General features: G+C 69.4%; 18 protein-coding genes. 7 read left to right on the top strand and 11 right to left on the bottom strand.

The features are described from left to right. Positions 1 to 37: 37 nt before the first annotated feature. The 6 genes from BJG92_RS01305 to BJG92_RS01280 form a co-directional block, all read right to left on the bottom strand. Positions 38 to 1,375, bottom strand: a complete 1,338-nt coding sequence (locus BJG92_RS01305) for a TIGR01906 family membrane protein (protein ID WP_232082212.1) — start codon at positions 1,373 to 1,375, stop codon at positions 38 to 40. A 186-nt stretch (positions 1,376 to 1,561) separates the two neighbouring features. Beyond that, positions 1,562 to 2,854 carry an Ig-like domain-containing protein gene (locus BJG92_RS01300; RefSeq protein WP_374199749.1) on the bottom strand — a complete coding sequence of 431 codons (1,293 nt, stop codon included), beginning with the start codon at positions 2,852 to 2,854 and terminating at the stop codon, positions 1,562 to 1,564. A 71-nt stretch (positions 2,855 to 2,925) separates the two neighbouring features. Beyond that, positions 2,926 to 4,161 (bottom strand): Ig-like domain-containing protein, encoded by a 1,236-nt coding sequence (locus BJG92_RS01295; protein WP_269461622.1) that lies wholly within the window; start codon positions 4,159 to 4,161, stop codon positions 2,926 to 2,928. 151 nt (positions 4,162 to 4,312) lie between these two features. Further along, complete coding sequence (gene ahcY, locus BJG92_RS01290; RefSeq protein ID WP_232082210.1) at positions 4,313 to 5,791, bottom strand: adenosylhomocysteinase; 1,479 nt, start codon at positions 5,789 to 5,791, stop codon at positions 4,313 to 4,315. 144 nt (positions 5,792 to 5,935) lie between these two features. Then, the gene (locus tag BJG92_RS01285; protein ID WP_232082209.1) at positions 5,936 to 6,193 is read right to left on the bottom strand and encodes a Trm112 family protein; all 258 of its coding nucleotides are present in this window, start codon (positions 6,191 to 6,193) and stop codon (positions 5,936 to 5,938) included. An 82-nt stretch (positions 6,194 to 6,275) separates the two neighbouring features. Next, positions 6,276 to 6,680, bottom strand: coding sequence for a DUF3499 domain-containing protein (locus BJG92_RS01280; protein WP_232082208.1), 405 nt, complete (start codon positions 6,678 to 6,680; stop codon positions 6,276 to 6,278). Positions 6,681 to 6,786: 106 nt separating this feature from the next. Between BJG92_RS01280 and BJG92_RS01275 the strand changes: the two genes are divergently transcribed. Further along, complete coding sequence (locus tag BJG92_RS01275; protein WP_232082207.1) at positions 6,787 to 7,314, top strand: metallopeptidase family protein; 528 nt, start codon at positions 6,787 to 6,789, stop codon at positions 7,312 to 7,314. Positions 7,315 to 7,356: 42 nt separating this feature from the next. Here BJG92_RS01275 and BJG92_RS01270 read toward each other — a convergent pair whose 3' ends face one another. From BJG92_RS01270 to BJG92_RS01260, 3 genes are read right to left on the bottom strand one after another with little or no spacing between them, the layout of a single operon-like run. Next, the gene (locus tag BJG92_RS01270; RefSeq protein ID WP_232082206.1) at positions 7,357 to 9,054 is read right to left on the bottom strand and encodes a DUF5719 family protein; all 1,698 of its coding nucleotides are present in this window, start codon (positions 9,052 to 9,054) and stop codon (positions 7,357 to 7,359) included. Further along, positions 9,047 to 12,424, bottom strand: coding sequence for a glycosyltransferase family 2 protein (locus BJG92_RS01265; RefSeq protein ID WP_232082205.1), 3,378 nt, complete (start codon positions 12,422 to 12,424; stop codon positions 9,047 to 9,049). The genes BJG92_RS01270 and BJG92_RS01265 overlap by 8 nt, the downstream gene beginning before the upstream one ends. A 29-nt stretch (positions 12,425 to 12,453) precedes the next feature. Then, positions 12,454 to 12,996, bottom strand: coding sequence for a WhiB family transcriptional regulator (locus BJG92_RS01260; protein WP_232082204.1), 543 nt, complete (start codon positions 12,994 to 12,996; stop codon positions 12,454 to 12,456). Between the two features lie 350 nt (positions 12,997 to 13,346). On the opposite strand from BJG92_RS01260, the gene BJG92_RS01255 reads away from it, so the two are divergent. Then, positions 13,347 to 14,051, top strand: a complete 705-nt coding sequence (locus BJG92_RS01255) for a TIGR03089 family protein (protein ID WP_232082203.1) — start codon at positions 13,347 to 13,349, stop codon at positions 14,049 to 14,051. A gap of 38 nt (positions 14,052 to 14,089) precedes the next feature. Here the strand turns inward: BJG92_RS01255 and BJG92_RS01250 are convergent, their stop codons facing one another. Then, a complete protein-coding gene (locus BJG92_RS01250; RefSeq protein ID WP_232082202.1) occupies positions 14,090 to 14,653 on the bottom strand; it encodes a GtrA family protein in 564 nt (187 codons plus the stop codon). Positions 14,654 to 14,919: 266 nt separating this feature from the next. On the opposite strand from BJG92_RS01250, the gene BJG92_RS01245 reads away from it, so the two are divergent. From BJG92_RS01245 to BJG92_RS01225, 5 genes are all read left to right on the top strand, one after another. Next, a complete protein-coding gene (locus tag BJG92_RS01245; RefSeq protein ID WP_232082224.1) occupies positions 14,920 to 16,065 on the top strand; it encodes a 5-(carboxyamino)imidazole ribonucleotide synthase in 1,146 nt (381 codons plus the stop codon). An 83-nt stretch (positions 16,066 to 16,148) separates the two neighbouring features. Continuing rightward, a complete protein-coding gene (gene purE, locus BJG92_RS01240; protein WP_232082223.1) occupies positions 16,149 to 16,679 on the top strand; it encodes a 5-(carboxyamino)imidazole ribonucleotide mutase in 531 nt (176 codons plus the stop codon). A gap of 10 nt (positions 16,680 to 16,689) precedes the next feature. Continuing rightward, the gene (locus BJG92_RS01235) at positions 16,690 to 18,342 is read left to right on the top strand and encodes an LCP family protein (protein WP_232082201.1); all 1,653 of its coding nucleotides are present in this window, start codon (positions 16,690 to 16,692) and stop codon (positions 18,340 to 18,342) included. Between the two features lie 76 nt (positions 18,343 to 18,418). Continuing rightward, the gene (manA, locus tag BJG92_RS01230; protein ID WP_232082200.1) at positions 18,419 to 19,723 is read left to right on the top strand and encodes a mannose-6-phosphate isomerase, class I; all 1,305 of its coding nucleotides are present in this window, start codon (positions 18,419 to 18,421) and stop codon (positions 19,721 to 19,723) included. A 4-nt stretch (positions 19,724 to 19,727) separates the two neighbouring features. Next, positions 19,728 to 20,699, top strand: coding sequence for a GNAT family N-acetyltransferase (locus BJG92_RS01225; RefSeq protein ID WP_232082199.1), 972 nt, complete (start codon positions 19,728 to 19,730; stop codon positions 20,697 to 20,699). A 197-nt stretch (positions 20,700 to 20,896) separates the two neighbouring features. Here the strand turns inward: BJG92_RS01225 and galE are convergent, their stop codons facing one another. Continuing rightward, positions 20,897 to 21,871 (bottom strand): UDP-glucose 4-epimerase GalE, encoded by a 975-nt coding sequence (galE, locus tag BJG92_RS01220; RefSeq protein WP_232082198.1) that lies wholly within the window; start codon positions 21,869 to 21,871, stop codon positions 20,897 to 20,899. Positions 21,872 to 21,918 lie beyond the last annotated feature (47 nt).

Here is a 21,918-nt window from a genome sequence, read left to right as displayed (position 1 = left end):
CGGCACCAGGGTGTCGGCCACTGCTGTTCATTCCTGACTAGCGGGCGTTGGACTGCCCGTGCGTGGACCGGTCCGGCGTGTCCCCCGGTTCCGTGCCGGACTCCGCGGACCCGCGGCCAGTTTCCGGGGCCGGCTCCGATTCCGCTGCGGCCGGGCTCTCGGTGACCCCGGCGTCGCCGGTCCCGGCCTTCCGGCCGCGGGGACGCCTGAAGTGTGCCCCCTTGACCGCGGCGGCATCGGCTGAGCCCTCCGCGGAAGTTCCATCCGCTGCAGCGTCCTTGCCGGCCGTTCCCCGCTTCGGCAGGCCGCGGCGTTTGCGCGTCGGCCAGGTGAGGACCAGTGTGACGACGGCGGTAATCAGGACAAGGCCGGCGATCACGATGCCGCCGTCAACCCAGAACTGCCCCGGGAACAGCCTGATCAGTGTGTCCTGCAGAGAGAACGTCCAGGTGCCGTTGGCGAAAAATACTGCGTGGAACTGGGTGAAGAACTGCTCCCAGCCCAGCGCGGCCAGCGTTCCCAGCCCGAGAATGATCACCAAAGTAATAATCGAGCCGGCGAACAGTCCGCGGCGCACTCCCCCCGGGCTGCGGCGCCGCAGGTAGATGATGGCGATCAGGCTCAGCAGGACCAGCAGGGCGCCGGCGCCGAAGGCGGTCAGGATGACGAACTTGACGTCGGCCATGTGGCTGACTTCGCCTTCCTTGAAGAGCCTCTCCCCGCCGCGGTTGACGAGTTCGCCCAGGTAGCGCGGGCCGGCCCAGTTGCTGAGGTAGTCCACGGCGTAGGACCCGTAGGTCATGCGGTCATCCGTGCTGAAGCCGTAGCCGTCGCCGGGGAAACCCGGGCGGTTGTACTCGATCCAGAGGAACAGCGGGCTGGCGATCGCGCGGACGGCCAGCACCAGCAGGATGATGGGGAAGCACATGGCGAGCAGGACCTGCATGACGCGCGGCGCGACCGGTTTGGCGTTCGCGGCGTGCTCGCGCTCGGCGTTCCGACGCTCCACGTCCTCCTGCGGCGGCCGGATCTGCAGGGCCGAGGTGGGCAGCGGCTCGCTGAAAAGCGCGTCGCTGCCGGCGGTTTCCGCTGCACGCCGGTCCGCCCGGCCACCCGACTGGCGGCGGACGGGGGCTGCGGCCGAGGCGGCCTCGGGAGCCGTCGATGGAGAACCGGACCCGGGTGCCGGGCGGGCCGGCGTCGGCTCTTCCGGGTCTGTGCCTTCGGCCGTTCCGGGGGTGCCCCCGGAGGCGTCGTCGGCCCTCTTGCCCGCGGCGGCCGGCTGCATCCACTCGAAGGCGGGCTCGTCGGCGTCGTCGGCCGGATCCAGCTGCGGATCCTGCCGGTTCGGAGGGGTGGGACTCTTCTCAGTCACTGCTCTTCGCTTCCGTAGGCTTCCGCGCCGCCCGGCCTGAGCCTGGCAACGCCATGTATCTGCCTCCGAGCCTACCGCCAGAGCCTCTGGCCGGGCGAGATGCCACCCCGGTGGCGGCGCGGATTCAATCGGCTATTTCGGTGTGCCGGCGCCCCGGACTTCCAGCGCAGCCGCGGCGCCGACCCCTCAGCGCCTGGCGTACTGGCCCCAGGGGATGTTCCAGTCCCCGAAACCCTCCAACGGTTCCACGGCCGCGGCGCCGGTGTTCAGGGTCTGGACGAGGTCGCCGGTCTTCATAGTGTCGAAGAACCAGGCTGCGTCCGCCGGCAGCAACCCGACACAGCCGTGCGAGACGTTGTACTTGCCCACCGCACCCCACGCCGACTCAAGGGCCTGGTGGACGTAGACGCCGGAACTGGTGAGGCGGTTGGCGTATTCCACCGTCAGGGGCGGGTAGTACCCCTTGTCTCCGGGTTCCAGCCCGATGCTGCCGGCATTGAATTTGGAGTGGCGTTCCTGCTCCATGATGACGGCGAAGCCGGTGGGCGAGAGCCAGTCGGCGTCCCCCAGCGTGACCGGCGCGGTCCTGACCAGGCGGCCGTCGACGTACACGTTCATGGTCTTGGTGACGTCATCCACAACGGCGAGGCGCTGTGGCCCCACCTTGAATGAGACCTTGGAGTCGGCGTTGCCGATCATCTTGTTGCCGAAATCGACGCCGAAGAGCTTCAGGTCCACGGTGATCTCGCTGTTGGCAGCCCAGAACGCCTCGGGCCGGATCCGGACGCGGCGGTCCGAATACCAGCGCCATGCGACAGCCTGGCCGGACGAGGCCGTGACGGTGACGGCCTTTTCCGCGGCTTCCTTGTTCAGCACCGGCTCGCTGAAGACAATCTCGATGGGCTGGCCGGCGCCGACGGTGCTGCCGTTGAGCGGGTACACCGCGGCGTCGGCCTCATTGGCCCTGGCGACGGTGGCGAAGGTCTGCTTCTTCCTCGTCTCGCGTCCGGCCTGATCGACGATCGTGAAGGCGTAGCTGTACTTCGTGTCGAACTCGAGCGGGTCCTCGGCGGTCCAGGTCGAGCCGTCCGGGCCCGTGGTCCCCGGGACGCGGTCGCCGCCCGGGAGGGGCTCCAGCACGACGTCCTTCACCACGCCGTTGACCGCCTTGACCGAGGGCAGCGCTGCAGGGTTGACGGCCCGGGCGCCGTCGGTCGGGGTCACGCCGAGTTCGACCCGCTTGACCACCGGGGCCGCGAGGCCGGCGACGTTCCGCATCGGGGCCGCCGCCTCTGACGGCAATTCGGCCTCGGCGCGGCCGGGCGCCGCCACGATGCCGATTCCGCCCGCCCCGACGACGGCGCAGAGCGCCAGCACCGCCAGCATCTTCCCGCTGACACTTCCGCTGACCTTGCCGCCGGGCTGCGGGCTGCCCGCGGACGTGCCGCGTCGGCTCCCAGCGCCCCGGTCTCTCCTCATCTCATCCATTTCCTGTCCCCCCACAGCCTGTGCACTCCCAGCGTCCGCGGAACCGTCCGCGGAGCTCCCCCTCAGTTCGCGTACTGCGCCCAGGGGATGTTCCAGTCCCCGTAGCCGTCCTCCACAGCGGCGAAGTCACCGTCCGTGTTTACCACCTGGACCACGTCGCCGCTTGTCATGTTCTCGAAGACCCATTTCGCGCCGTCCGGCCCCAGGCCGATGCAGCCGTGGGAGAGGTTCGCCTCGCCGAGGAAGGGCATGGCGGACTCCGTGGCCTGGTGGATGAACTCCCCGCTCGGGGTCAGCCGCGTGGCGTAGTTGACGTCGAGCTGGCCGTAGTAGGCCGGGTCACCGGGCTTAAGCCCGATCGTGGCGGCATCCATGTGCTCCACGCGGTACTTCTCCATGAACACCAGATACCCACGGGCCGAGGGGAAGCGGGTATCGCCCATCGTCGCGGGCCACTGGCCGGCCTGCTGGTCATTGACGCTGGCAGTGAACGTGTGGGCCGTCGCGTCCGCGACGGCAACTTTCTTATCGCCGATACGGACGGTGACCTTCTTATTGAAGTTACCGATCTGCCCGTTGCCGAGGTCGACCCCGAAGAGCTGAAGGTCCATCGTGATGGTGCTGTTCGCGGTCCAGAAACTCTCCGGACGGTACCTGACCATCGTGTTGCTGAACCAGTGGAAGTCACCGGCCTGCCCGGAGGTGGAGCTGATCTTGATGGCCTTCTCGACGGCGTCCCGGTTCAGGACCGGCTCGCTGAAGGTGATCTGCAGCGGTTGCGCAACTCCGACCTTCATCCCGTCCAGCGGGTAGATGGCGGCATCGGCCTCGTTGGCGGCAGAGACCGTGGAGAAAGTCCGGGTGGTGTTGCTCTTGCGGCCCGCGGCGTCCACCACGGAGAAGGTGTAGCTGTAGCGGGTGTTGAACTTCAACGGTGCATTCGCGGTCCAGCTGGAGCCATCGGCGCTGAGGGTTCCGTCCACGGCAGCACCGGAACCGCTGGTAAGCGCCACGCGGTCGATGCGGCCGTTCGTGACCTTGAGGCTCACGGGCGCGGCGGGGTTGACCTGTTTGGCCTCATCCGCGGGCAGGACCGCCAGCTGCGCCGGCGCCACTACGGGGAAGGCGAGTCCCGGCGTCGAGCGTTCCGGGGAGGCTGCCTCGGAAGCGAAGGATGCGGGGGCCAGGCCGGGACCGGCCGCAAAGACTCCGCCGGCCGCGGCCAGGGCGCAGACCGCCACGAGCAGGGCGAGCTTACGGCCGGTGCTCCGGCTTCTCGGGGCGTTCACAATACTCAGGTCCTTCCAGACGTTACCTTGAAAGCATAAGTGAATTTCCGCTGCTGCCAGGTGTCGGTTCCGCCACGATCGGGTGACGAAGAGGGCCCCGGACCGAAGTCCGGGGCCCTCCACGAGCTGCCAGCAGGCGCGGCGCCTGCCGGCGCAGCCGCTAGTAGCGGTAGTGCTCCGGCTTGTACGGGCCGGCCACCTCGAGGTCCAGGTACGCGGCCTGGTCCTTGGACAGCTCCGTCAGTTCCACACCGAGGGCGTCCAGGTGCAGCCGGGCGACCTTCTCGTCGAGGATCTTCGGCAGCACGTAGACCTGCTTTTCGTAGTCGCGCTCACCCTCGGGCTGGTCCCGCTTCGTGAACAGCTCGATCTGCGCGATCGTCTGGTTGGCGAAGGAGTTGCTCATCACGAAGGACGGGTGTCCGGTGGCGTTGCCGAGGTTCAGCAGGCGGCCCTCGGAGAGGACAATAATGGAGCGCTCGTCCGCGGTGCCGGCGTCCAGGACCCACTCATGCACCTGGGGCTTGATCTCGACCTTACTGATCCCGGGGATCCTGGCCAGTCCGGCCATGTCGATCTCGTTGTCGAAGTGGCCGATGTTGCCCACGATCGCCTTGTCCCGCATCCCGGCCATGTGCTCGGCCATGATGACGTCCTTGTTGCCCGTGGTGGTGATGAAGAGGTGGCCCTCGGCCAGGACGGATTCCAGCTTCGCGACCTGGTAGCCGTCCATGGCTGCCTGCAGCGCGCAGATCGGATCAATTTCGGTGACGATCACGCGCGAGCCCTGGCCACGGAACGCCTCGGCGGCACCCTTGCCGACGTCGCCGTAACCGCAGACGACGGCGACCTTCCCGCCCATGAGGACGTCGGTGGCGCGGTTGATGCCATCCGGCAGGGAGTGCCGGATGCCGTACTTGTTGTCGAACTTGCTCTTGGTGACGGAGTCGTTGACGTTGATTGCCGGGAACAGCAGCTTGCCCTGCTCGGCCAGCTGGTAGAGGCGGTGCACGCCCGTCGTGGTTTCCTCGGTCACGCCGAGCAGGCGCGAGCCGATCCGGGTCCACTTCCGCGGGTCCGCCTGCAGCGAGGCGCGCAGCACCTCAAGGAAGACGCGGCCTTCCTCGGACTCGTCGTCGCCCGCCGCCGGCACGGCGCCGAGGGCTTCGAATTCCGCGCCCTTGTGGACCAGCATGGTGGCGTCGCCGCCGTCGTCGAGGATCATGTTCGGGCCGAGGTCCGGATTGGCGTCCGCCCCGGGCCAGGTCAGGATCTGCTCGGCGGTCCACCAGTATTCCTCCAGCGTCTCGCCCTTCCAGGCGAAGACGGGAACACCCTGCGGGTCCTGGACCGTTCCGGTGCCGACGACGACGGCGGCAGCGGCCTCGTCCTGGGTCGAGAAGATGTTGCAGGAGGCCCAGCGGACCTCGGCACCGAGCGCGGTGAGGGTCTCGATCAGGACGGCGGTCTGGACCGTCATATGCAGGGAACCGGCGATCCGGGCGCCCTTCAACGGCTGGCTGGCGCCGAATTCCGCGCGCAGGGACATGAGTCCGGGCATTTCATGCTCGGCAAGCCGGATCTGGTGGCGGCCGGCCTCGGCCAGGGAAATGTCCGCAATCTTGTAATCGAATGTCATGTCAGTCCTTTGTTGAAGCCGGCGGGGAGGCCGGCGACCTGCGTTTGGTCACCTTGTTAGCCGGTGACAGGAAGTGGTTCGGCGCCGGAGGGCGGCCCGATGGGCCGGCGCGGCGCCTGGTCCGCGGCGCTTCGTCGGCGCTGCCTAGGTGGCGGCGTGGCCGGCCGGGTTATGCCGGGCGGCCCGCTTGCCGGCGTCGTGCTGATCAGAGGGGGCCGCGGCGGCGGCTGGGAGCAGTTCCGGCGGCAGCAGCAGGGGGATGCCGTCCTCGATCGTGTAGCGCAGCTTCTCGCCGTTCCCCCCGGCCGTGGCGGTCACGAGTTCCTCGCCCTCCTGAACCAGGGCGGACCCGGTGACGGGGCATCTCAGGACAGACAACAGTTCGGGACTGATCTTCGGCATGGTGAACGCTCCCTGGTGGGCGCCGCAGCGGGCGCCGGCGGCTTACGGATTATGCAAATCCCAGCCTACCGCCAGTTCCGGTCTAGGACGGTTCGCGCAGGATGCGCAGGTGCCCCCGGCGCGCGCCGTCGGCCGCCGCGGGCGCTTCCAGTGCGGAATGGGCGCCGCGCTGGCCTTGGCCGGGATGTCCCTTGCCCGGCGCTGCCCCGTCCGGACGCACGGCCGCCTCACGGACGGCGTTGGCCAGTGCGAGCAGGTCATCGGGTCCGGGTCCGGCGGGGGTGGCCGGCATGGCCAGCCGCAGCACTTCCCAGCCGCGCGGGACGGTCAGCGATCCGGCATGCTGATCGCAGAGGTCGTAACAGTGCGGTTCGGCGTAGGTTGCCAGCGGCCCGAGGACGGCGGTGGAGTCGGCGTACACGTACGTCAAAGTGGCCACCGCCGAATTGCGGCAGGCTGACCTTGAACAAAGACGAATTGCACCCACGAGAGCACAGACTACTCCCCCTCGGCACGGCCTGCCGTGCGACGCGCTGGCGGCGGGTCGCGAAGCCCATATCGCGGAAATCATCCGCCGGGTTTAGAGTCAAGCTATGCAGTCATCGCACCAGAATCCCGGCTTTACGGTCCGGTTGGCTGAACCCGACGCCGGATGGCATGCCACCGGTTCTGCTTCCAGCGGGTCCGTCGTGCCCCGCAGCTTCCGCCAGCGCCGGAGGAACAGGCACGGCCGCGGCCTCCGCGGTGAGCTGATGCTGCCGACGCTGCCCGGGTACCGCACCCGCTCGGACCGTTTCGATGACCTCGTGCTCGACTCGGCCCAGCGGCTGCATGACATCTGGGGCAAACCGCTGGACGGCGTCCGCTTTGCGGTGGACGAGATACCGCCGGGCCTGGAGAAGCTCGTCGCCGACGGCGCCCCGGCCCAGATGGGCTCCTACACTGCCGCGACGGCGGAGGAGGGACCCGTCATCACGCTGTACCGGCGGGTTGTCGAGCACGCCTGCGGCAGCCGGGAGGAACTCCAGGATCTGGTGCACGACGTCGTCGTGGAGCACACGGCCGAGATGCTCGGAGTGCCGCCGGAATCCCTGGACCCGGTCTACCGCCGCCGCTACTAGCCGGCAGCCCGGCTTGCCGCCGGGCCGGGCGCTCCGCCGTGATTAATACCCCAGCGTGACGGGCACCTGTTCCTGCCCTGCCGCTCCCGGCGCGACTGCGATCGCCGAAACGTCCTGCGTGCCGTCCTGCTGCAGCAGGACGGCGCCATAGGCGGGATCGCCCGCGGCGGACACCAGATAGCCGACGAGCGGCGAGCCCCCGACGTCGGCCGGGACCTTGAGGGATGCCGTAGTGCCGCCGGCGATGTCAACGGCCGCAGCGGCGCGGATCTTGCCGTCAGCGGTTATCGGCGTGTAGCTGATCTTGGCCCGCCCCTCCGGCACGCCGAACACCAGGAACCGTTCCCCCGTGCCGGGAACGGGGACGACATGCTGGCTGCCCAGCCTGGCCGAGGCGGGTGACCACGCGAGGTCGGAAGCGTCCTCGGCCTTGACACCCCTCGTGACGCGGGCGGCGGCAGCGAAGGATACGTCCGAGCTCGCTGCCACGGTGTAGGGACCGGCGGGAACGCCTGCCAGCGAGACCTCCGTGACGGAGCCGGCCTTGGCTGTGACCACCCCGCCGGCGGGGAGGGCCTTTTGGCCGTCGCGGCCGTAGAGCTTGATCGCGACCACCGCGTCGGCGGAACCGGGCACGGTGATCTGCAGGGCAGGTCCGGCATCGGCAAAGCCGGACCTCGCCGTGAGGGCCGTGAGGCTGGCGGGGTCCTGGATATCGACGGCGGAGATCACCTGGCGGGCGGCCGGCGCCGTGCCCGGGGCAATGAAATCAACGCCGCCGGGCGTGAGCCCGCGCAGCACACTCTGCTGGATGACGGCCGCCACCGGTCCGCCGGCGCTGCGGATCCGGACGCTGAGCCGTTCCTGCCCGGGGGCAAGCCCGGCCAGGATGATGGAGCGGGTGCTGCCCGGCGCGACGAGGAGGCCGCGGCCGCCCGGGGCCTGGACCGGGCCCTTGGCACCGAAGAAGTCCAGGCTCACGGTGGCCGCGGTGCCGGACGTGTTGCTGAGGTTGAGGACGGCCGACCGGCCCACCGCGGTGTTCGCGCCCACGAGCCAGAGATCGTTGGCGGGCTGCTGGCACGCGGCAGCCGCCGCACCCCGCAGGTCCCCGTCGCTGGCCGTGTAGCTCATGACGGCGCCGGCTGACGGCTGGCGGTCTGCCAGGGCCTCGGCGCTGAGGACGCTCACGGCGTCGACCGCCTTCTGGGACACCACGCCCGCCAGCAGCACGGGCGTGCCCGCGGCCGGCTTGGGGGTGGCCGCCGCCGGGCTCGGCGAGCCCGCTGCCGTGGCCCCCTTGGCGAGCTCCACCAGGGTGCCGCCCTTCAGCGAGGCGAGCCGGCTGCCTGGCAGGAGGCCAGCACTGGAGCTGAGCACGACGGCGTTAACAACACTCTTGGCCGTTGCGGATTCCGGGCTGAACTGCGGATCGGTGCCCACCGGGGTGCCTTCGAGCAGCCGGGCCGGCCCCGGACAGACGCCGACGCTGCTGCCGGCCGGAACGGCAGCCAGCGGCACCTCAAGCTGACGGCTGCTGCCCGGGCCCTGGGCAGACAGCGCCGTTGCTGACACGAGCCCGCCGCCGGCGGCGAGCAGGACCAGGGCAGAGAGGATTCCGGCCGCCCTGCCGCCGGGCGAAAACGCCGTGAGGCGCGCCCGCAACGGGACAGCCGGCTGCGGCGGGACGCTGCTGCCGGTGGCGCCTTCGGTCGCGGGCGCGTTCTGATCCTCATGCATGCTGATGTTCCTTACGCAGGGAGCCTTCGTCCCGGGACAGGCCGGTGTTTGGCCGGCGGGCAGGCACGGGAATGGCCAGCAGGACGGTCAGGCCGATCACCACGGCCTGGCTGATTCCTGCCCACAGGGCCCACGGGGATTCGTAGCGGATGCTGAGTTGCCCGCCCTGGGCGGGCAGTGTGAAGGCCTGGGCCCAGTCTGCGGTGGTGGCGGTCAGGCGCCGGCCGTCGAGCCAGGCGCTCCAGCCCGGATCGGCGCGTTCGGCCAGCACCACGAGCCGGCCTTCGGGGCCGGCCTGGACCGCCGCATCGGCGGAGACGGCTCCGGAGGGGACCAGACCGACTGTGGCCCCCGCGCCGTCGACAATCCGCACGCGGTGTGCAACATCGGCGGCCTTAATGACCGGCTGGTTCAGGGGACTGATCCGCCACAGCCAGCCGACGTCCGTCTTGCCGACGGCCACGAGCCCGGGGACGGCGTCCATCCGGCTCGCCGTCAGCTGGGCCGCGCTGTCCGTCGCCCGCAGGACGATGAAGCCGACGCCGAGGCGTTCCAGGTCTGTGCGCGGATCGACCCCCTGTCCGGCCACAATCGTCGCCACGACTCCCCGGAGTGAACCGGCGACGGCGTCGTCGTCGCGGGCTGTCTCCTGTCCGGGATCCCCCAGGACCGGACGCGCCGCGGCGACCGTGGAGAGCGAGTCGAGGGTGGTGCCGGCACCGCGCATGAGGGACGCATCGTACGCCCCGTCCTCGCCGGAGGAGATGAGCAGGGTGCGGGATTGTTCGGGTCCCTCGCCGCGGTCGATTGCCGTCGCCGGGAGGGTGCGGGCCTTGGTGGGCCGGACCAGCCGGGGGGCGCCGAGCGAGCCGGCTGCCGCCGACAAGGACGCGTCGTCCGCTGTGGCTGCGGCCGGCACCGTGGGCTGCGCGAGGTTTTGCGCGGCCCAGACGGTGAGTCCGGCGAGCGGACCGGCGAACAGCAGCACCATGGCTGTGACCGCGGCGGACCGGATCAGGATGTTGCGGCCCGTCGTTGCGGCTGCCGCACGGTCGGCCGAGTCCAGCAGGCTCTCGGCACCGATCAGCGATGCGCCCAGGACGGCGAATGCGGCGGCGGACACGGCGGGCCCGGTGAACGGGGTGACCAGGACGGCGGCGCTGACGCCGGTGGCGAGGTGCCCGGCCAGCCAGCCGCCGGCCAGCATCAGGACCGCGGCGGCCCAGAAGCTGCGCGCGACCCGTGCCCGCCGGCCCGGCAGGAAGAGTGCGCAGACGGCAAGGAGCAGGGCTGGCACTCCGATCAGCAGGGCCAGCAGGAGCCCCCAGGGAACGGCCGGAGACCCCGCGGTGGCACCGAAGGCCTGGAGCCCGGTGAGGCCGCCGTCTGTCGCGAAGCGCAGCGGCTGGCCGAGGGCCTGTTGCCAGAGCGGGGCGGCCTCGAAGTCCAGGGGCAGTCCCGGGTCGGCGAAGAGCGCCCGGGGCCGGTCGAGGGTGGAAAGCAGGAACGGCACGAACAACATGAGGCTCGGAAGCAGCGCCCACCACACGGTACGGCCGCGGCGGCGCAGGAGCAGTCCGCACAGCACCACCAGAACGACCGAGGGCAGCAACAGGGACGGTGCCGCCGCCGTGACGACGGCCAGCGCGAGGCCGGCTGCGGCGGCGGCGGTCCAGGACGGGGTGCCGTTGATGCCCGGCTTGGTGGGTGGCATCTCCGTGAAGCGGCGCTCCCCCGGGGCGGGCACCGCGAAGATGCCGCGGCCGGCGGCGGAACCCGTCGCGCGCAGCAGGGCAAGCACCAGCAAGGGCATCATGACGTGGGCCAGCAGGGCGCCTACCCGTCCCTGGTTGAGGGCGACCTGAAGTGCCGGCGCACCGGCCCAGACCAGGGCGGCCGCCAGCCGGAGCCGGCGCCGCTGGGTCAGGGCGCCGGCAGCAAACCAGGCGCCGAGCGCGGATAGCGGCATCGCGAGCAGCAGCAGCCAGATCAGGGCGCCGTTGGCGTCGCCGGCGCCGAGCAGGCCCAGGACCCACAGGACGTACCCAAAGGGATCGCCGTGGCCCGGAAGCCCCGCGCCCAGGGTGATCCACCAGCCGGAGGCGTGGTTCCACACGTCGGCGAGCCGGAGCGAGACAGGAAGGAGGGCACCTCCCGAGACCGCCTCGGCCCGGAACACGCTCAGCAGTCCGATCAGGGACACGCCCGCAGTGACGAGCACGGCGAGCAGCGCCCCGTTGCCCACCCAGCCGCGCTCGGAAGTGGTCAGCGCGGCGAAGTCATCGGCGGAGTCGCCGCTGGGCTGTTCTGCCAGCGGGTCCTGCGCGGACGGCCCGTCGCCGGCATCGTCCGCGCCGAGTGCCTCCATCAGGGAGCGCCGGTGGGCCCAGACCTCACGCCGGGATGTCTGCAGTCCCTTAATGACGGAGCGGCGGATCTGCCGGGTCCGGGCGGCGTTGCGGCGGCCGCGGATGACGGCGGCGGGACGGCCCAGCGCGGCCAACGTGGCCAGCAGCTGGGAGAATCCGTGCCCCGGATCCTTGACCGCGATGCTCAGGACTAGCTTGAAAAGGCTTCCCAGCAAAGCGCCGAGCGCCTGCGGGAGCACCATCCACGCAGCGGAATGCTTGAGCCGCAGGTGGACCTGGGCCTTGCGGGCCGCCGTCGGGTTGCCAAGGGCGTGCGGGCGGTGGGAAACGTGGAACATCCTGGCGCTGGGGACCACCACCACGCGGTGCCCGGCGAGCCGGTTGCGCCAGCAGAAGTCGACGTCGTCGCCGCTGCCGGGCAGCGCCGGGTCAAAGCCCTTGAGGTCTTCCCAGACGTCACGGCGGACCAGCATGCCGGCCGAGTTCACCGCGAAGGTGTCGCTGCGTCCGTCGTATTGCCCCTGGTCCAGCTCGTCGGCATCGATGAGCGTCAACCGCTCGGCCCAGCGGCTGGTGGAGAGCCCGACGTCGATCAGGCGCCGTCCGGCATGCCAGTCCAGCTGCTTGCAGCCTGCCACGGTCACCGACGGTGCCCGTTCCACGGCTTGCAGGAGTTCGGCAAGGGCCTCGGGGCCGGGGGCGGCGTCGTCATGCAGCAGCCAGATCCATTCGGATCCCGGTCCGCTGCCGTCGGGCGCAGCCCCCCGGCGGCCGTCGCAGGGCGCCAGGGCGTTGAGGCCGGCCATGACCGCGCCGCCCATGCCGCTCCGGGTCTGGTCGAACACCGTGACGTTGGCCTTGCCGAACGACAGTTCGAGGAGGGCTGCCGAGTCGTCTCGGGAGCCGGTGTCTACGCCGATGAAGGCATCGGCCGGTCGGGACTGGCCCGCCAACGCCGCGAGGGTCCTGGGGAGAAAGTCACCGCCGTCGTGGGAAACCACGACGGCGGTAACTCGTACTTCCTGAAGAATTAGATCGCTCGCTTCCTAAGCCGGCGCCGCTCGCGCTCGGAGAGGCCACCCCAGATTCCGAACCGCTCGTCATTGGACAATGCGTATTCGAGGCACTGCGAACGCACATTGCACGCCCCGCAGACCTTCTTGGCGTCGCGCGTGGAGCCGCCCTTCTCAGGGAAGAATGCCTCCGGGTCCGTCTGCGCACACAGCGCATCCGTCTGCCATCCGAGCTCGCCTTCGTCGTCGAAGTCCTGCTGGGAGGGCAATCCGATCCAGACCGGCTGCGCGGTGGTTCCTGCGTGGAGTGTCTGCAGTTCCATCGGCGGGTCGTGGAGATCGTTGTCCTGGTCCGGTCCGGCCAGAAGGTCATCGTGCGCTGCGAGGAAGGCCGTGGCCTGGTCCTGCAGGGAATCCTTGGTGTGTTCGTTGTAGCGGTCCGCAGCGTCCGGATCGGCTGGATCCACATACCAATCACTTGGCACTCCGCGCGAACGGTACTTCGCCGTGGCCTGGCCGGCAACGACGGCATCTTCATGGATACGCTCTGCTAGCCCCATTGGCGTTCCCTCTCTGATTTTGCAGCCTTGCCTGACACTTGGACACTCGGTTGTGTGCCGGTTTTTGGGCATTGGCTTTCGATACCTAATTACACGTGTGTAAGTATCCGGGAGTCAAGCCACGGCGGAGATAATAATCAACCTGGGACCCAAAGCCGGGGCGCGCCACGCCCGGTTTTTTTCGGCCGGGCCGTGGAGATACCGCGGAATAATCAGGGTGCTGAGGAGTTACTGAAATTTCTGGTGAAATTCCGCGGAAATTCCGGCATCGCCGCGCCGCAGCGTTTCGGGCCCCCCACGAGGGAATATGACAGAGATCACGCCCCCTGGGGCCGTGGCAAGATGATCCCATGAGCATCCCGGCAATCGAACTGATGACAGCCCTGCGGTCCGGACAATCCACCTCGCCCCGGCTGACCTGGTACGGCCCGGACGCCGAGCGCGTTGAACTCTCGGGACGGGTCCTGGACAACTGGGTAGCGAAAACCAGCAACCTCCTCCAGGACGAGCTCGACGCCGAACCCGGAACTCGCCTCCGGCTGGACCTGCCGGCGCACTGGAAGTCCGTGATCCTGGCCCTCGCTGCCTGGCAGTTGGGCCTGGAGGTGGTGCTCGGCGATGCCGACGCCGATCTGCTGGCCACCGCGGACCCCGGACCCGGCGCGGCCGCGGGGGCCTTTGACGTGGTGATGGCGGTGGCATTGCCGGCCCTGGCCATGCGCTGGCAGGGTGAGCTGCCGACCGGCGTCGTCGACTACGCCGCCGAGGTGCGCTCCCACGGCGACGTCTTTATGCCCCATGTGGATCCGGATGCATCGCGGCGGGCTGTTGAGACGGCCGCCGGCACGGTCCACACGCACGCGGAACTGCTGGACGGTTTCGCGGCAGCCGACGGGCAGGGAATGCGGGTGCTCGTGCCGGCCGGCGACGGCCTGGAAAAGGTGCTGGCGCAATCACTCGGGGCCTGGCGCGGCGACGGTTCTGTGGTGCTGGTGCACCCCGACGTCGGGGTGACGGAGCAACTGCTCAACGGAGAACGGATCGGCGGGCGCTAAGCCCGCGTCCGCGCCCGGGCCGGACCGGCTGGCTCTGACTAGGCCGGCGGGCCCGGAATTTCCGGGTCCTGGCCGGACCGCTCCGAGACCCGCACGCCCGGCTGGGTGTTCGGGTACCGTTCGATGATTTCGTGGTCGTGGGAGAACTCCGGCTCTTCGTCAAGTTCCTTGTTGAAGACCAGGAAGCGGTAGGCGAAGAAGCGGACGACGGTCGCCACGAGAATACCGACGATTCCCGCCGCGAAGAGCATGTTCTTGTCGGTGATCCCCAGGCTGTATTTGGCAATGGCGGTGAACCCGGTGGAGATGCCGATGCCGATGCCGTTAATCAGGATAAACATCCCGAACTCGCGCAGCACGTTGTCCTGGCGGCGGTGGCGGAAGGTCCAGAAGCGGTTTGCGATCCAGGAGAAGACCGTGGCGATGCTGGCGCCAAAGAACCGGGCCTTCGCCTCGCTGTCGGTCATCGGGCCGTGCATCAAGTAGTACGTGAGTCCGTTGTCAATGATGAACGCGACACCGCCCACGGCACCGAACTTGGCCACCTCGCGCCAGAAGAGCGAGGCAAGGCCCCGCATGCGATCGGCAAGTGTATTAATCATGACCCTCCGTGGCCTGTCTGAACTTTTGGCCATTGGACCAACGGCCCATTTTAGCGCCCCTTCCCGGGAACGCGCCCCGTGCGGGCGCATCACCGCGGTCTGGCTGCCGCCCACCCGCCCCGCAGGGAGGGCCCTAAATATCCCAACGGGCCAGCTCCGGAAGTGCCCGAAAGCCGGATTAGCGCAGTTGCGGCGAGGTTTTCGGTAGGCTGGGACTTGTGACTTTTCCTGTGATCGGTGTTGTTGGCGGCGGCCAGCTTGCCCGAATGATGGCCCCGGCGGCCACCGCCCTGGGCTTTGAGCTCCGCGTCCTCGCCGAAAGCGGGGACGTCTCCGCGGTCTCCGCCGTGGCCAACGCCCCGGTCGGTGATTACACCGATCTGGACCACCTGCTGGAGTTCTCCCGCGGGCTGGACGTCCTGACCTTCGACCATGAGCATGTCCCCACAAGCCACCTTCGGGCGCTGCTGGAGGCCGGCGTCAACGTGCAGCCCGGCCCCGACGCGCTGGTCAACGCCCAGGACAAGCTCGTGATGCGGGCGGCCATTGACGCCCTTGAACTGCCCAACCCCCGCTGGGCCGCCGTCGACGACGTGGCCGCACTGATTGCGTTCGGCGAGGAAATCGGCTGGCCCGTGGTCCTGAAGACCCCCCGCGGCGGCTACGACGGCAAGGGCGTGCGGATGGTGGACTCGGCCGCGGACGCCGAGGCCACGTCAGACTGGTTCGAGGCCATGTCCCCGCTCCTGGCCGAGGCCAAGGTGGAGTTCAGCCGCGAACTCTCCGCCCTCGTGGCACGGACCCCGGAGGGCGAATCACGCGCGTGGCCGGTGGTCCACACCATCCAGGTGGACGGTGTGTGCGATGAAGTGATCGCCCCGGCCCTGGACATTCCCCTTGAGGTGGCCGCCGCGGCCGAGAACGCCGCGATCCGGATCGCCAACGAACTTGGCGTCACCGGCGTCATGGCCGTGGAACTGTTCGAAACTCCGGGCGTCGGCACAGGCTTCCTGGTCAACGAACTCGCCATGCGCCCGCACAACACGGGCCACTGGACCCAGGACGGCTCAGTGACGAGCCAGTTTGAACAGCACCTCCGCGCCATCCTCAACCTGCCGCTCGGCGCCACTGACCTGCTGGGCCCCGTCGTCGTGATGAAGAACTTCCTCGGCGGCAGCAACCAGGACCTGTTTTCCGCCTACCCCGCGGCCCTCGCCAGCGAACCCGCCGCGAAGGTCCACTGCTACGGCAAGGCCGTGCGCCCGGGCCGCAAGATCGGCCACGTCAACCTCGTCGGCGGTTCCGCGGCAGAGGTCGACTCCGTCCGGGAGCGCGCCGCCACCGTCGCCAACATCATCCGGAACGGCCGGGAGCAGCCCGGCACCGCAGGACTTTCCGAGGAGAACGCATGAGCGCCAGCACCGCAGACGGCACCGCAGACGAGACCGCAGAGACCCGGGGCTCCGGGGCCGCTGCCCCGATCGTGGGCCTAGTCATGGGCTCGGACTCGGACTGGCCGGTCATGGAGGCCGCGGCAGAGGCCCTCGCCGAATTCGGCATCCCGTTCGAGGCCGACGTCCTCTCCGCGCACCGCATGCCCATCGAGATGATCCGGTACGGGCAAACCGCGCACAGCCGCGGGCTTCGCGTGATCATTGCCGGTGCCGGCGGCGCGGCCCACCTGCCGGGCATGCTCGCCTCCGTTACGCCGCTCCCGGTGATCGGCGTGCCCGTCCCCCTGAAGACCCTCGACGGCATGGACTCCCTGCTGTCCATCGTGCAGATGCCCGCCGGAGTTCCTGTCGCCACCGTTTCCATCGGCGGCGCACGGAACGCAGGACTCCTCGCCGTGCGGATCGTGGCCTCCGGCGCCGATGCCCGCGCAGCGGAACTGCGGGCCGACCTCCTCGACTTCGCGCAGGAACTCAACGCCGTCGCCACCCGCAAGGGCGCAAACCTGCGGGACAAGGTGCGGGACGTGTTCCCGGACGGAAACCCGAGCGCCGTCGGCCGGGGCAACCGTTAGGGCTCGCCAGATGACCAACAGTTACGCTCCTGCCCATCAGCCGGGCCGGCCGTCCGGCCAGCAGCCCCGGACGCCCCAGGCGCTTTCGGACCCCGTCCGCTTCCCCTCGGGGGCGGCGGCGCCGGTCCTGACCAAGCGTGCGTTCCTCCTGATCATCATGACCCTGTTGGTGCCAGGCAGCGCCCAGATCGTCGCGGGCAACCGGAGGACCGGGCGGATCGCCCTGCGGGTCACGCTGACCGTCTGGGCGCTGGGCGTCGCAGCGGCCCTGCTCCTCGCGGCGTCCCGTTCAACTCTGATCAACATCCTCACCAACCCCATCACCTCGCTGCTGCTGGTCATCGGCCTCACGGCACTGGCCATCGGCTGGGCCGGCCTCTTCCTCAACACCCTGCGGCTGATCCGCCCCGTGCTGCTGGCCCCCCGGATCCGGGCCGCCGTCGTCGCGGCCCTCGTGCTCGCCATGATCCTCAGCAGCGGCTCGCTCGGCTACGCGGCGTACCTGCTCAACGTCAGCCGCGACGCCATCGGCAGCATCTTCTCCACCGGCCCCACCATGGAGCCCTCCGAGGGCCGCTACAACTTCCTGATGATGGGCGGCGACGCCGGGGCGGACCGCACGGGCCGCCGTCCGGACAGCCTCTCCGTCATCAGCGTGGATGCCAAGAGCGGGAAGACAGCGATCATCTCGGTCCCCCGCAACCTCCAGAACGCGCAGTTCAGCGAGGACTCGCCGATGCGCAAGATCTATCCCGACGGTTACGACTGCGGCGACGAATGCCTTATCAACGCCATCAACACCGAGGTCACCAACGAACACAAGGATCTCTACCCCGGCGTGGAGGACCCTGGCGCTCAGGCAACCCTGGAAGCCGTGTCCGGCACCCTCGGGATCAAGGTCCAGGCCTACGTGCTGGTGGACATGGACGGCTTCGCCAAGCTCATCGACGCCATGGGCGGCATCCGGATCAAGGCCGGCGGCTGGGTTCCGATCAGCGGCGAGACCATTGACGAGGCCAACGGCATCCACGGCATGCCGCTGGGCTGGATCCCGGCGGGCGACAACACGCTCGACGGCTACCATGCCCTCTGGTACGGCCGCTCCCGCGAATTCGTCGACGACTACGCCCGCATCGCGAGGCAGCAGTGCGTGCAGCAGGCCATGCTCAAGCAGCTCGATCCCGCAACCCTCCTGTCGAAGTTCGAGGACATCGTCAAGGCCGGCACCAAGGTGGTGGACTCCAATATTTCCGCCGGCCAGCTCGGCAGCTTCGTTGATCTGGCGATGAAGTCCAAAGGCCAGGACGTGAGCCGGCTGACCATCGGGCCGCCGGACTTCGATGCCTCCTTCTCCACTGTTCCGGACTTCGGCCAGATCCACGACCGGGTGGACAAACTCCTCGCCGCCCAGTCGGCGGCCGCCGCCGACGACGGCATCGTGCAGCCGGGCACGGCGCCCGGACCGCTCTCGGCAGCCGGCGCGGTGCCGCTCACGCTGCCCGGCACCCAGCCCGCTCCGCCGCCGTCGGACTTCACCCCGGTGACCACAACGCCTGAGGGCGAGCCGATCACGGAGGAGATGCTGAACCAGTTCAAGCGCGACGGCGACGAACAGTCGATCCGCGACCTGGTGGCCACCAACGGCCAGTGCGCGCCGCTGTAGCCAGCGGGACTGTGCCCGGCCCGCAGAAGCCGGGCACCAGCGACCATATTCCAGTGACCAGACAGGGACCCAGGCAGTGTACGAACTCGAGAACGTCCTCAGGCCCTACGCATGGGGCTCCACGACAGCCATCGCCGGACTGCTCGGCAGGCCGGCATCCGGTGGTCCGGAGGCGGAGCTGTGGATCGGGGCCCACCCGGACTCCCCGTCGGTGGCGCTCAGCCCGGCCGGCAAGCGCGCCGCGTCCGGCTCGGGCGGCGCACACGCCGCGGTCCCGGACGACGGCGGCCGGCTGGCACTCGACGAGCTGATCGACCGGGACCCGGAGCATTATCTGGGCGCTGAGAGCGTGGCCGCCTTCGGACCCCGGCTCCCCTTCCTGCTCAAGGTCCTGGCCGCGGAGAGCCCCCTGTCGCTGCAGGTCCACCCGACGCCCGACCAGGCGCGGGCGGGCTTTGCCCGGGAGGAGGCCGCCGGCGTCGACCGTTCGGCCACCGAGCGCAACTACAAGGACGCCTTCCACAAACCGGAGATGATCTTCGCGCTGACCCCGTTCGAGGCTCTGTGCGGCTTCCGGCCGGCCGCGGAATCCCGTGCCGTCTTCCAGCTGCTGGCCGCTGATTTTGCGCTGGCCGGGCTGGAACTTCCGCCGCTGGTGCCGCAACTTCTGGAGGACCTTGCCCAGCCGGACGGGCACAATGCCCTCCGCACCGCGTTCGAGCGGCTGATTGCGGGCGGCACGGACGTCTCCGAGGCGACCGCCGCCATCGTTGCCGCCCTGGTCTCCGGTGCCCCGACAGCGCCGTACCAGGCGGAACTGTCCACTGTGGTCACCCTCCATCACGCGTACCCCGGGGATCCCGGCGTGCTGATCTCGCTGCTCCTGAACCGGATCTCGCTCGCCCCCGGCGAGGCCGTCTACCTTCCTGCCGGCAATGTCCACGCCTACCTCCACGGCCTCGGCATCGAGGTCATGGCGTCCTCGGACAACGTGCTCCGCGGCGGTCTGACGCCGAAGTTCGTGGACGTCCCCGAGCTGCTGAAAACCGTCGAGTTCGAGGCCGTCGCCGTGCCGATGCTGAGCCCCGAGACCACCATGCTGGGCCAGGAACTGTTCCGGCCGCCGTTCCGTGAATTCCAGCTGCAGCGGATTGTGCTGGCGCCCGGGGCGGAACCGGTCCCGCTGGCGCAGTCCGGTGCGGCCGCGATCCTTGTGGTCTCCGGTTCCGTGCTGCTCGACTCCCCCAAGGGGGACCTGCAGCTGGGCCACGGCGCCAGCGCCTTCCTGCCCGCCGCCGAGGCTCCGGTCAATGTGCACGCCGTGTCCGGAGCCACCGGGACCGCCCTGGCCTTTGCCGTCACCACTGCCCTGAAAGACTGAGACCGTGGACTACTTCCTGCACAGCCCGGCCTGGGCCAGCTTCCAGCGCGCCCTGGGCCGCACCGTCCACGAGCAGTCCGGGCCCGGCTGGCAATTCCTGGCGATCGAGGAGACAAACCCGGCCGGGAAGCTGCTCTACGTGCCGTACGGCCCCGTGGCCCTCTCCCTCGCAGCGTTCGACGCCGCGCTGGCGGCGCTGACTGCTCTGGCACGCAGCTGCGGGGCCGTGTTTGTCCGGATTGAACCGGTCAGCGCCGGCTTCGCGGCGGAGGACTCCGACGCCGTGCTGCGCAGCCGCGGCCTGCGGCCGGCACCGGCGAACCAGCAGCCCGAACTCAGCTGGATCGTGGACCTGGACCGGGACTTCAAGGACGTGCTGTCAGACATGAAGCCCGTCAACCGCAACCTGTATCGGAACATCCACAAGAAGGGCGTGACGTTCCGCTCAAGCCAGGACCCGGCCGAGATCTCTGTGCTGCTGAAGTTCCTGCACATGACCGCGGCCCGCAACGGCTTCAAGCCGCAGAGCGATGAATACCTGAGCCAGGTGGCCCGCTCGCTGATGCCCGCCGGTGCGGCGACGCTTTTCGTCGCAGAGCTGGAGGGCGAACCCATTGCCGCCGCCCTGGCTTACGACTCCGCGGACACCCGCACCTATGCCCACGCCGCGCTGGATGACACGCACCGGAAGCTCAGCGCCGGAATCCCGCTGCTGGTCACGCTGATGGCCGATGCCAAGGAAAAGGGCCTCCGGCACGTCGACCTGTGGGGTGTGGCCCCCGCGGACCAGCCAGACCACAAGTGGGCCGGTTTCACGGCGTTCAAGAAGTCATTCGGCGGCCGCGAGGTTGCCTACCCCGGAACCTGGGACCTGCCGGCGCAGAAACTGCGCTACGGCGGCTATAAGCTCGCGCGCAAGGCTGCCCAGGCCGCGAAGAAGCTTGTCGGCACACTCAGGGCGCGCCTCGGCCGCTAGGAGTTCCCCCGGCTGCCCGCCGCACCACTGGACATGTCCCCCGCCAGGGCCTGCCGCAGGACATGAACCCATTGTGCCCACTCCCCGCCGCGACCACCGGACATGTCCCGCGTGCAGGGGCCGGCCTCCCCCGCCGCGACCACCGGACATGTCCCGCGTGCAGGGGCCGGCCGCGTTCGGGCAGGTCCCCCGGCGAGTTACCGTCCCGCTAAGGAGGCCCTCTGCTGTGCCTCGTAGGCGCTGGCCACCATGTCCTCGACGGAGTGGCGCATCTTCCAGTCAAGGTCCCGGGCGGCCAGGGTTCCGTCGGCGACGATCCTGTCCGGATCGCCGGCCCGCCGGGGGCCGATCTCCGGTTCGAAGTCAATACCGGTCACTGTCGCCATCGCCGTCATGATCTGCCGGACGGATAGTCCGTCGCCTGAGCCGAGGTTGTACACCCGTTCCAGCGGCCTGCCGGCGGCGAGGGCCCGGGCGGCGGCGACGTGCGAGGTCGCAAGGTCAGCCACATGCACGTAGTCACGCACGCAGGTGCCGTCGTCGGTGTTGTAGTCGATGCCGTTGATGCGTGGCGTCTGGCCGGCTGTCAGCGCCCGAAGCACGATCGGGAACAGATTGTGCGGGCTGGTGTCGTACAGCTCGGGCGAGCCGGAGCCGACAACGTTGAAGTAGCGCAGGGAGGTGTGCTTCAGGCCCCTGGCCCGGTCCTGGTCCCGGATCAGCCACTCGCCGATGAGCTTGCTCTCGCCGTAGGGCGATTCCGGCAGCGTGGGAGTCTCTTCCGTCACGACGGCGCCCGTGGGTGTGCCGTAGGTGGCAGCGGAGGACGAGAAGACCAGCTTGTCCACCTCTGCCAGTTCCATGGCCTTGAGCAGCTCAGCGGTGCCCGTGACGTTCTGTTCGTAGGTCAGGAGCGGCTCCTGCACGGAGACGCCGGCGTATTTGAACCCGGCCAGGTGGATCACGCCGGTGACCCCATGGTCGAGCATGGTGCGGGCCACGAGGTCGGCGTCGAGGATGCTGCCGTGCACAAAGGGCACCCCGTCCGGGACGAACTCCCGGTGGCCGCTGGACAGCGAGTCGATCACCACCGGCTGGATCGAGGCCGCGCGCAACGCGGCAACCACATGAGAACCGATATATCCTGCACCGCCAGTTACAAGCCAAGTCATGGCTCCACCCTACCGAACGGCGCACCCTCCGTGAGACAGCGGATCCC

Source organism: Arthrobacter sp. SO5 (genome assembly GCF_020532805.1).
Lineage (GTDB): Bacteria > Actinomycetota > Actinomycetes > Actinomycetales > Micrococcaceae > Arthrobacter.
This window is presented reverse-complemented; position numbering and strand designations above follow the sequence as displayed.